Source organism: Pseudogracilibacillus amylolyticus (SeqCode) (assembly GCF_051918545.1).
Classification (GTDB): Bacteria; Bacillota; Bacilli; order Bacillales; family Amphibacillaceae; genus Pseudogracilibacillus.
On record NZ_JBPPZG010000063.1, the window covers coordinates 5756 to 17568 of the forward strand.

At 39.0% G+C, this 11813-nt stretch carries 12 protein-coding genes; 4 read left to right on the forward strand and 8 right to left on the reverse strand.

The window, feature by feature from the left end; genetic code table 11:
• Positions 1-36 precede the first annotated feature (36 nt).
• The 8 genes from ACPYKA_RS09025 to ACPYKA_RS09060 form a co-directional block, all read right to left on the reverse strand.
• Positions 37-216, reverse strand: a complete 180-nt coding sequence (locus tag ACPYKA_RS09025; protein WP_479541979.1) for a hypothetical protein — start codon at positions 214-216, stop codon at positions 37-39.
• Positions 217-351: 135 nt separating this feature from the next.
• On the reverse strand, positions 352-561 hold the full coding sequence (locus ACPYKA_RS09030) for a hypothetical protein (RefSeq protein ID WP_479541980.1): 210 nt from the start codon (positions 559-561) through the stop codon (positions 352-354).
• Positions 562-782: 221 nt separating this feature from the next.
• On the reverse strand, positions 783-986 hold the full coding sequence (locus ACPYKA_RS09035; protein ID WP_479541981.1) for a hypothetical protein: 204 nt from the start codon (positions 984-986) through the stop codon (positions 783-785).
• A gap of 19 nt (positions 987-1005) precedes the next feature.
• Positions 1006-3003: a S9 family peptidase gene (locus ACPYKA_RS09040; RefSeq protein WP_479541982.1), complete on the reverse strand. Its 1998-nt coding sequence runs from the start codon at positions 3001-3003 to the stop codon at positions 1006-1008.
• Positions 3004-3047: 44 nt separating this feature from the next.
• Entirely contained in the window at positions 3048-3356 is a 309-nt protein-coding gene (locus ACPYKA_RS09045) for a hypothetical protein (protein WP_479541983.1), read from the reverse strand.
• Positions 3357-3376: 20 nt separating this feature from the next.
• Positions 3377-3886: an N-acetyltransferase family protein gene (locus ACPYKA_RS09050; protein ID WP_479541984.1), complete on the reverse strand. Its 510-nt coding sequence runs from the start codon at positions 3884-3886 to the stop codon at positions 3377-3379.
• A 187-nt stretch (positions 3887-4073) separates the two neighbouring features.
• Positions 4074-4628, reverse strand: a complete 555-nt coding sequence (locus tag ACPYKA_RS09055) for a GNAT family N-acetyltransferase (RefSeq protein WP_479541985.1) — start codon at positions 4626-4628, stop codon at positions 4074-4076.
• 318 nt (positions 4629-4946) lie between these two features.
• Complete coding sequence (locus tag ACPYKA_RS09060; RefSeq protein WP_479541986.1) at positions 4947-6797, reverse strand: sigma-54-dependent Fis family transcriptional regulator; 1851 nt, start codon at positions 6795-6797, stop codon at positions 4947-4949.
• 381 nt (positions 6798-7178) lie between these two features.
• Here ACPYKA_RS09060 and ACPYKA_RS09065 point away from each other — a divergent pair, with 381 nt between their 5' ends.
• The 4 genes from ACPYKA_RS09065 to ACPYKA_RS09080 are packed head-to-tail and all read left to right on the forward strand — an operon-like array spanning position 7179 to position 11415.
• Entirely contained in the window at positions 7179-7622 is a 444-nt protein-coding gene (locus ACPYKA_RS09065; protein WP_479541987.1) for a CoxG family protein, read from the forward strand.
• Between the two features lie 56 nt (positions 7623-7678).
• Positions 7679-8209, forward strand: a complete 531-nt coding sequence (locus tag ACPYKA_RS09070; protein ID WP_479541988.1) for a (2Fe-2S)-binding protein — start codon at positions 7679-7681, stop codon at positions 8207-8209.
• 3 nt (positions 8210-8212) lie between these two features.
• A complete protein-coding gene (locus ACPYKA_RS09075) occupies positions 8213-10561 on the forward strand; it encodes a xanthine dehydrogenase family protein molybdopterin-binding subunit (protein WP_479541989.1) in 2349 nt (782 codons plus the stop codon).
• Positions 10558-11415, forward strand: a complete 858-nt coding sequence (locus ACPYKA_RS09080) for an FAD binding domain-containing protein (protein WP_479541990.1) — start codon at positions 10558-10560, stop codon at positions 11413-11415. Before ACPYKA_RS09075 ends, ACPYKA_RS09080 begins: the two co-directional genes overlap by 4 nt.
• Positions 11416-11813 lie beyond the last annotated feature (398 nt).

Sequence of the window (11813 nt, forward strand, 5' to 3'; positions counted from 1 at the left end):
TAATCTCATGATTATGACTTCCTTTCCTGAATTTCACTATTCCTTAGTTAAATTATTTTTTTCTTCATGAACGCTTAATATATCTTTTAATGTTCTATGTATGTTCTGCAGACTGACTAAAATTAAACCAAGCATAATGAATGTCACTATTTCACCTGTTACTATAGAAACTATTGCTAAAATTATTGCATATAAAATATAATACCAATTATTCATTCAATCCACCTCACAATATAAAAACCTTATAATAACTGTATCATACATCTAATTGAAGTTTCCCTTTATATGTTTTATATTAAAAAAGAATCACCATACATTTTTCAGCCGTTTGGTGATTCTTTCGCAAATATTTTACTGTCGTTTCGCATTTTCTGATTGTTCATTTTGTTTTTTTACTGCCTCTACATCTGTATCGCTATAAATATGTGTATCGCGACCACCTGTTGTTTTTGCAATCCATTCAATCGCTTCATTATAGGAAAGACCTGATCTTCTCGCCTGTTCTCTGATTGCTTCAATGTCTGTTCCAGCAACAGTATGTTTTCGGTTCTCCTTTTCCATAATTATCCCTCCATTTGACGCGTTTTTATTAGTTTGCGTCAATAGATTCAGATACATGCATCCCTGGAGGTGTTAATTAGATATTAATCTGGTTTTGAGACTCCCACTTCTAAGGCAATGGGTTTTCCCGTTCGAAAAATCTGTAAGTCAACCATATTTATTTTTGTTCTTTGTATGAACAATTTCAACCTCGGCATTATCATATTGGAAGCTGCCTTCAATTATAATTTGTTCGGATCTTCAATTGTCAGTGAATGAACATCCCCGCAAGATGCACAGCATGAGATAAACATTCCTGTACCGAGTGAAAAGAAAGCGTTATCTGCTTTTTTCACTTTATCGTATCCTGAATTCCCAATTTTTCCCGTCTTGCTTTTTGTATGTCCACATTTTTTACATATGAAATGCTCATCATTATTTTGCATATTTTATCGACCACCTATTTTATAGTAAATACTTCTCAAACCAACGGCAAATATGGTTCAGTCGTTCAATTCGCAATTCCGGATCGCCACTTCGACTTAATTCATGATTCGAACCAGGAAAGCGAACGAATTCCACTTCCTTTTTCAAATGTTTTAAGGTTACATACAGCTGTTCCGCTTGCTCAATCGGACAACGAAAATCGAGTTCTCCATGTAAAATAAGAAGCGGTGTTTCCACGTTATCCGCGTATTTTAATGGAGAAATTTCCCATAGTTTTTTGGGATCATCGAGTAGATCAAGTCCATGTTCCCATTTATTGAAAAAGTAGCCAATATCACTAACTCCATAAAAACTCAACCAATTACTGATCGAACGCTGGGTAACAGCAGCTTTAAACCGATTCGTATGACCTACAATCCAGTTCGTCATAAACCCACCGTAACTTCCTCCAGTTACCCCTAAACGGATTTCATCTATAAAACTGTATGTTTCTAAAACATAATCAACGGCGCTCATCAAATCGGTATAATCTTTCCCGCCGTAATCATGACGGCAAGCATCAACAAATTTTTGACCATATCCATGACTTCCCCTAGGGTTTGTATAAAGTACTACATAGCCCTTTGCGGCCAGAAGTTGCATTTCATGGAAAAATGTTTGCCCATACATCATGTGAGGTCCACCATGAATTTCCAACACAAGAGGGTATTTTTTCCCTTCTTCAAATCCATATGGACGAAGAAGCCAGCCTTGAACTTCCCAACCGTCCTCTGCTGTAAACTTTACTTCTTCAGATGCAATTAATTCTACTTCCGACAAAAATTCAGCATTGGCATTCGTTAATTTTGAAAGTTCATCATTTACGACTAGATGAAAAAAATCACATGGTTTTATTGGAGAACTGATTCCTAAAATAAAACCTTCTTCAATAGAAGAGAAACCGAAAACATGATTATCTTTTTTATATACAGTCGCCAATTCTCCTTGCAAATTCACAGTAAATAGGCCTGATGCCCCATGATCTGTCCCAATAAAATAAATCTGCTTCTCATCTTTAGACCAAACAGGACCTTCTTCTGACTCACCAAGTCTCGTATCTCCGATCATTGAGTCTCCTAATTCAAAGTCCCATTTTTCACTTAGGACTCTTCGCTCTCCTGTTTTTACGTCAAACAGATAAATTTCGGTTAAAGTGGCTCCGGCAAAGTCAAATTCATGACCGAAACAGACAATCTTATTACCACTTGGGGAAAAACTTGCACTATCATAAGCACCTTTTCCATTCGTTAACTTCGTAATTTCTTTCGTTGAAATATTTAACGTAAAAAGATCATTTGTTAACTCATAATCTGCTTCCTCATTTAAATTTGCAGCAAACAAAATAGTGTTACCATCTGGTGAAATATCTTGATAAGCATGATCCGTGTCAGCAGTAGTAAGTTGGGTAAAGGATTCTGCAGCAACATCGTATAAAATAATTTGGCTTTTTTTATCATCCAAAAAACCACTTGCATCTGCTTTGTATTTTAAGCGGTTAATAATACGAGGCTGTTTGTTTTTTTCTTCCTGCTCTTTTTGGAGTTCTTCTTTAGTTAGCTCTTTCTGATTATGTATGTCGTCGTTTTTTTCCAAATGTGCTGTAAATAAAATGAACTTACCATCTTTAGACCATTCGGGATTTATTGCACCATTTTTAAACGTCGTGATCTGTTTTGCCTCTCCACCATTTAATGAAAGCAACCAAATTTGCGATGTACCACTTCGATCTGACTGAAAAACAATACTTTTACCATCCGGTGAAAAACGAGGATGACTGTTCTTACCTTTACTGAACGTCCATTGTTTAATTTGTTTCGTATCGAATTCTTGAAAATATATTTGAGATTCATAGTTTTTTTCATCATTTACTATCGTTGATACAAATGCATAGCCCTTGCCATCAAAAGAAACTTGTGGATCACTATACACTTCTAATTTCGTTAAATCCTCTGCTAAAATTGCCCGTTTTTTCTTCATCAACATACGCCTCCTTAAACACGCAGAAATCTACTTTCATTTTATTAACGTTTTCTCTTCCGCTTTTTCTTCTTTTTATTTATCGGTTTTAAAACTTCTAATGTTCTTAGTCCTTTTGGTAGTCTTTTACTTTGGGCTCCCATATACATTTCTGCAAGCGAATAAAAAGATTCGGGATCATCTGGGAAGAGCTCAAGTTCAAGCTGATTATCTTTCATTTTATTTATTTTACCTGCCACTTCTAATTCTTCCTTCGTTGGAAGAAACGGAATCTCCCCATTTGAATTCTCATAAATATAAAATAAATCTACTAAACAATAAGCAAGCATCTCTCTTAATTTCTCTACAGGCAATAAATCATATTCACTTAGGCTTATATGATCTCTCGAATATTTTCCCAGCCATAAACGAGCTCTGTTAATTTCCTGCCGCCAATTTCTATTTCAATCGAATCTATTTTTGTTGCGCCTAATGCTTCATAAAAAACCTTAGATAGATTTTTCTCAAGTACCAAGACTATCATAGAGTTAATATTTTGTTCTAGTAAATCATTCACAACTGGCTTCATCAATTGTTTTCCAATTCCCTTACCCTGATAATCTTTTAAAATATAAATCGCATAAACTTCCCCTTTGTAATCTGGATAATTCCCACTTCTTTCTTCTCCACCTATAGAAAAGCCGACAATTTTTCCATGCTTATCTTCTGCAACATATATCGTTGTTTGCGACATCGCATCACGCCAAATTTTCTCACGATCTTTATATGACATGCTTTGCAAATAATCATCGGGTACAATTCCTTTATACGTTGTTCTCCAACTGTCTACCTGGACGATAGCAATCCCTTTGGCATCAGTTAATACAGCTTTTCTAATTTCCAAGTTTTTCGCCCTCCTTCTATTCGTAATAGTAGTACTTTACGGAAAATTTTCTGATAAAACGGTGGTATGAGAAAACTATAAATTTAATAGTGTATATTAGGTGGAGTTTTTCGCATAGTAAGAAAGGAAAAATCTTACGTTATGAATATATTACACTAACTTTTATTCACCTCCAATTTTTTAGAATCTAAGTTATCCTATTAAACTCTTCTCTTAATACTCCCATCAAAATTGCATTATGAAATTTTCCGTCATAAAATAACTTATCCCTAATGATTCCTTCTTGCTTAAACCCAAGTTTTTCATATGATTTTTTTGCCCTTGGATTAAAAGCGAAAACTTCCAATTCAACTCTATGTAAATTTAAGATGTTGAAACCGTAGTCCAAAAACATTGACATCGCTTCAGTGCCGTACCCTTTTCCCCAATTCTCTTTTTCAAAAATTGAAATTCGAACAATCGCATTTTGATTGTGATGGTCGATCTCCATCATCGCTATATCCCCAATAGGTTCATTGTTTTCCTGCAAGCATATAAGTAAATCTATCCTGCTGTTGTCGTTTGATACAGCTTCAAACCAATTGTGCATTCTTGCACGACTGAACACTGCTTGAGTACCTGTGAGTCGTCTTGCTTCTTCATCCCAAAATGCTGTAAACATTACATCTAAATCATCTTTCTCTACCGGTCGTAAATAAACTCTTTCTCCCTCAATGAATTTGATTGGATTATTATTACTCATCATTTCCCTCCTCGACATTGATACGAGACTTTTCGCTATTGATTGATTATTCGTTTTCCCGATTAATAGGAAAATCTTATTTTCTAATAATTAAATCATTTTTGAAAGAAGCAGCCTTAGAACTATTCTATTGTAAACGACTACTCAACTAATGCTATTTGTTAGATTATCCGACAATACATCAGGAAGATAGGAATTTTGAAATTTGCTTCCCGACTAACATAACATTCTATCTAATTTTTGAATAGGGATCTTTAAAGAAATTGTTTATTTAAAGAGTAGAATACGATTAGAAAAGTTGTTCTGTAAGCATTCGTTTTATTTTTGGTTAAATTCTTGACGTATTTTTTTCAATCTAGGATAGTTATTTAATTTGCGGTATAAAGTTGTGCGACCTATACCAATACTTTTTGCAGCTTTGGATAAATTACCATTAGCTTGTAAGATGGCTTGCTCGATAGTCGCTTCCTCGTCGTGGAGAGTTGTGGTTTGTTGGGCTATTCCTGTAAGAAAACGCATATGTTCACTGCGAATCACAGTCGTGTTTTGTTGAAAGTAAGCCTGGTATGCGGCTTGGCGTAATGTATGGCGTAGTTCGCGAATGTTTCCTGGCCAATGATAAGCCTTCATTTGTTTTTGTACGGTATCGCTTAAAATAAATTGATTCACGTTTACTTCGCTAGCAATTTCTTTTAAAAAATGATGTGACAAGTCAAGTAAATCTTCTCGTTCTCGAAGTGGTAACAGTGTTAATTCGATTTCACACAAGCGGTAATAAAGATCTGCACGGAATTGGTTGTTGTTAATGTCCTTCACTAAGTTACGGTTGGTAGCAGCAATTATCCGCACATCAATCGGGATGGAACGATGTGAACCAATTGGAGTTATCCGTTTTTCCTCTAGCACTCGCAGAAGTACCACTTGGGAACTGAAAGACATCTCGCCAATTTCATCTAAGAACAATGTTCCTTTATCAGCATCGCGAAATTTTCCACGCTGACCTTGTTTGTTGGCACCAGTAAATGCGCCTTTTTCATAACCAAATAGTTCAGATTCTATTAATGATTCAGGTATGGCACCACAATTTACAGTAACAAGCGGTCCTGTTCTACGGCTAGCAAAATGAATTTCACGGGCGATTACTTCCTTACCAGTTCCAGTTTCCCCGCGAATATATACGGAGGCATTAGTAGGTGCAATATTTCGGGCAAGTTGCAATGTTTTATACGCCTTTGGACAATGCCATATCGACTTTTTATCCGCAAATGAAGCCTGTTTACTTAATTGAGGGTTGGTTGGTAATGTAAGCACTGAACGATATGTACGCTTCCGATTATCTTTGATAGCTTCAACTGTCCATAACGTTTCGTTTTGTTTCATTTTGACCTTAAAAACATCATATTGTTTACCAGATAGAATTTTATTTACGTGCTCTTTTATAAACCAAGAACTGAGATGTTGACCGATGCATTTTCCTTCCGATTCCTCGAAAATACGGGCTGCACTTTGATTCATTCTTGTGACAAACCCATCTTCATTAACAGCAATAAAAGCACCTTCATATGGATTAACAATCATCTCTGATTTTCTTATATGTAAGATTAGTTCACGACCCGGGTTTTGGAGCAACAATCGAGTCTGGCATACTTCTGCAGCTGCCATGACCATTCCGAATGTGCGTGGATGGTGAAGGTGCGCATCACCGCTCACATCAAGAACGCCGAGCAACTTACCTCTCGCGTCGTATAAAGGTGCAGCATAACATGTTAAAAAATGATTACTATGAGAGAAGTGTTCTCTGCCGATAATATGAATTGGTTTATTTTCAAACAATGCAGTTCCAATTGCATTTGTTCCTTTCACCCTTTCACTCCAGTTAGCCCCTGATTGTAACCAAACTTTTTTTGCACGAGTTACAAACGGTGGATCTCCTTTAGAAAACACGATATATCCATCGACATCAGACACAAGTACCATAAATAAAGATTTTCGTAACTGAAAATACAAATCGCTTAAGACTTGAGTACACGCTGTGAATAAGGAAGATAGCCGTTCTTTTCTTTCCTTAAGCTGCTTGTCTGACAACACAGTATCTTCAACATATGCTGGATCGACACCATAGGAACTACTTCGATGCCATGAGACACGTAATAACTTGTCCTTCTCCATCCTACCCGCACCTTTCTGAATATTCTTATCATTGATTATATGTTCCATTATCGTTTCAGTCAAGTGTACCATGATACAAAAATTTGGAACATTTCGAATAATGTTGCTTGTACGGAATGTGTTGTTGTGCTGGTTCGAATATTGGCACAATAATTGCATATATATTTATAAAGTCCAACCCCCACACCGTGGATGAGCAGCAAAGTAGACATGTGAATGAGGGTAGGAAATACGTTAGAAAACTTGGCTTATCGCCAAGCTTGGCGAAAGCCTTAGTTGCAGTTATGCAGAAAGAAAGTTTTATACTTTCTTACCTGCCAAAAAAATTCCACCTTTCATTTACAGGATAAAAATGAGGACAGTTAGGAGGTGTTCGTTAGTTTGCAAATTAATTACACACACAATTTTCAAGCGAAAAGGGAAACGATTTGGTCGTATTTACAAGATGAAGATGTACTTAGGAAAACATTACCCGGCTGCCGCGAATTTGAGCAAATAGAAGATAATTTGTACCGAGCTGAACTCGGTCTTGATATCGGCCCGGTAAAAGGCAGTTTCGAAGGTAAGGTTCGCTTATCCGAACAACAGGAGCCTGAATCTTACCGTCTCTTACTTAAAGGAAAAGGAAAACCAGGAGAAATTGATGCCGATGCTTTAATTACCCTTAATGAAACCGAGGATGGAACGACCCTAACTTGTGTAGCCGATGTGCATGTGACAGGAGTATTAGCTAGAGTTGGCCAACGGGTAATGGGCAGCGTTGCTAAATTAATTTTAGGAAGATTTTTTAAAGCGGTTGCTGATGAAATGAAACAGTCCGCTTAAAATAGTTTTTCAGGCGAAAGGCAATTGGATGTTAATATTCTTAGGAGGTGTCGGTATTGTCAAACCCGACTGTGGAAGTGACGATAACAGTAAACGGCATGCAAAAGAAAGCGGAGATTGAACCAAGGATGTTACTAGTGCATGCTTTGCGCGATACGTTCAATTTGACGGGCACGCATATCGGTTGTGACACGAGTCAATGTGGTGCTTGTACGGTGCTTCTCAATGGAGAAGCGGTGAAGTCATGTACTGTACTGGCAGTTCAGGCGGATGGTGCTGAAGTGACAACTGTAGAAGGTCTTGGTGAAATGAACGATTTACATCCGGTACAAGAAGGGTTTTGGGAAAAACATGGGTTACAATGCGGCTTTTGTACTCCAGGCGTAATGATCGCTGCTGTTGATTTATTAAAAAATAACCCACAACCTACTGAAGCGGAAATCCGCAATGGGTTAGAAGGTGTTATTTGTAGGTGTACAGGGTATGAAAACATTGTTCGTGCAATTCAATATGCCTCAGACAAGATGACTTCATCAGAAGCAGAGAAACTATCGGTGATGGTTAGTGATCTAAAGGAGGAGAGTTAAGTAATGGCAAATATTTTTGGAACACCGCTAAAAAGGCGGGAAGATCCAAGGCTTATTACAGGTAAGGGCAAATTTACTGATGATATTCAGTTGCAAGGTATGCTTTATGCAGCAATGCTTAGAAGTCCACATGCCCACGCAAAAATTAAGTCGATAAACACCGTGAATGCGGAACAAGCAGACGGTGTAGTTGCTATCTATACCGGTAAAGACCTGCAAGGAAAAATGGAACCGATTCCAACAGCATGGTTGCCACCTGACTCGAATATGCAAACACCAGACCATCCAGCCCTCGCAATAGATAAAGTGCGCTATGTCGGGGATGCAGTGGCAATGGTTGTCGCAGAAAGTCGCTATGCTGCAAGGGATGCACTCGATTTAATCGATGTTGAATATGAAACATTGCCGGTAAACGTTGACCAAGAAAAAGCAATGGCGGACAATGCGACATTACTACATGACGGTGTCGAGAACAATCTTGCATATCATTGGAAAGCAGGTAGTGTAGCAGAAGAAGTTTTCGACCAATCCGAAGTCGTCATTAAACAACGGTTCCGTCAACAACGACTTATTCCAAATCCGATGGAAATGCGTGCATCTGTTGCCGATTATAATTCAGCGAGTGGTGATATGACGATCTGGTGTACATCGCAAAATCCTCATATTCATCGTTTTATTCTTTCTGGTGTGCTCGGTATACCAGAATCCAAGCTACAAATCATTTCCGTTGATGTTGGTGGCGGATTCGGTTGTAAGATTGCAGTTTACCCCGATGAAGCACTTGTTGGTTTCGCTGCCCGTGAATTAAACCGTCCAGTCAAATGGGCAGAAGATCGCAGCGAACATTTTTTGTCTACAACACACGGTCGTGATGTTATTTTGGATGTTGAACTTGCCGGGAAACGTGATGGCACATTCGAAGCACTTAGAATCAAAAATATTGCTAATATGGGAGCATATTTATCTACAGCAGGACCCGGCGTTGAAACAATTTTGTTCGGGTTGATTACACCTGGTCCATACAGAATTAAGCATGCACAAGTGGAAACTTACGGTGTGTTTACGAATACGACTCCTACAGATGCGTATCGCGGAGCTGGTCGTCCAGAAGCGACATATCTCATTGAACGAATGGTTGATTTATATGCAAATGAAATCGGCATGGATCCATTGGAAATTCGCCGCCACAACTTAATTGGAAAAGATGAATTTCCATATGATAATGCTCTTGGCTTACAATACGACAGCGGGGATTATGAACGTTCCCTTGACAAAGCACTTGAGATGCTGGATTATGAAAAATTCCGATCGGAACAGGAAGAAGCAAGAAAGCAAGGCAAATATATAGGTGTCGGTTTTTCGACCTATGTAGAAATTTGTGGTCTTGGCCCTTCAAAAGTAGCGGGAGCAGTTGGTTTCCAAGGCGGTTTGTGGGAAAGTGCGACTATTCGAGTTCATCCTACGGGAAAGGTGTCCGTTTTCACCGGTACTTCTCCACACGGTCAAGGGGAAGAAACTACATTTGCGCAGATCGTCTCACAAAAATTTGGAATTCCACAAGAGGACATTGAGGTGATTCATAGTGATACGAATCGAATCCCAATGGGTTGGGGTACGTACGGTTCTCGTACAACACCAGTCGGTGGAGCCGCCATAGCAATCGCTGCAGATCGGGTGCTGAATAAAGCAAAAAAAATCGCCGCTCACATGCTCGAAGCTTCTGAAGAAGATATCGATTTCATGGATGGATCGTTCCAGGTAAAAGGTGTTCCTGACTCAGCTGTTTCTTTCGCTGACGTTACGTTACAGGCTTATGTTGCATGGGATTTACCAGATGGAATTGAACCAGCACTGGAAGAACAGGCGTTTTACGATCCAGACAATTTTGTCTATCCATTTGGAGCTCATGCCTGTATCGTTAAAATTGATGCGGAAACTGGCGAAATTGAAATCAAGCGTTACATTGCAGTAGACGATCCAGGTCCAGTCATTAACCCAATGGTAGCTGAAGGTCAGGTTCATGGTGGCATTGTGCAAGGTGTGGGGCAGGCTCTATGGGAAGGTGCCGTATACAACGAACAAGGACAATTGCTTTCTGGTACATTTATGGATTATACGATGCCAAAAGCAAGATTTTTCCCGAATTTTGAAGCAGCATTTACGGAAACTCCTTCTCCGGTTAACCAACTTGGGGTAAAAGGGATTGGAGAAACCGGTACAATTGCGGCTACACCTGCAGTCGTTAACGCAGTTATTGACGCACTAGAACCTTTTGGTGTGAAAGAACTCGATATGCCACTTACACCGGAAAAAATATGGAGCGTATTGCAGAATGGGAGGAAGACGGAATGATTGCTAATACTTTCGCATATGAAAGAGCTGTCTCGGTCGATGAAGCACTTCGTCTGCTGAAGGAGAGCGGTGGCGAGGCAACAGTCCTTGCCGGTGGGCACAGTATACTACCTCTTATGAAAATTCGTTTGACGACATTGGAAAAGTTAATCGATATCAGCCGCATTCCCGAATTAAAAGGTATCCAGCAAAAGGGTGATCACTTGGAAATTGGTGCATTAACCACCCATGCTGAAATTTCTAAGGATCCAACTGTGAAAGAAACGCTTCCTGCACTTGCAGAAGCAGCAGCGAGCATCGGAGACATTCAAGTTCGAAACCGTGGTACAGTTGGGGGCAATATTGCTCATGCTGATCCAGCTTCCGATCTTCCTGCTCTAGCGGTAGCATTTGATGCCAATATTGATATACAAAGTACAGAAGGAACAGAAACATTCACGGCCGAAGACTTTTTTCTTGGACCACTCATCACGGCGATTCCTGAAAACAGCATCTTAACAACAGTCTCATTTGCTATTCCACCGAAAGAAGCAAAAAGTACTTACGTGAAATACGCTCATCCTGCAACTGGTTATGCAGTTGTTGGTGTTGCAGCGGCTATCGGTCAAATGGAAGATGGGATGATTACGTACGCTCGTGTTGGTATTACCGGTGTTGGTGACATTGCTTTTCGTGCTGAAGAAGTAGAGCGCACATTGATAGGTAACAAGCCCACAGAAGATCTTATTCAAGAAGCAGCTAAAAAGGCAACAGAAGGACAAGAAATGGGCAGTGATCTATTCGCTTCCGAAGAATATCGCCACCATTTGTGCCAAGTCTATACGAAACGAGCACTAAATAAATTGCTGTTTTAATGTGATAAAAAGGCAACTCGTTTTCGTCATTACAGATTTAATAACGTCATGGGACGAATTTAAGGGACTGAAACAATTGTATTTTTTCTCGAGAAAAAATACGAACTATAGTAAGTGCTAACCCACTTCGGAAATATACATTAAACATTCTTAGGTGGTCGATGCCCCTCCAATGTACAGAACTTACTAGTATCGCTGAAGACAAGGACGACTAGGGTCGGCGTATCCACAAAACTTTACGAGGAACGAATGCGTAGTTACAGTCAGGACGTGACCGCCTCTAGCCTACAGGATTTACTTATTTTTCCTAAGCTAGACTAGTGTATTGTTAGTTATGTTTCAGCCCCCATACGTCCTACCTTTTTGCTAAATGTGCGTCTCTACCAGAAAAATTTTTC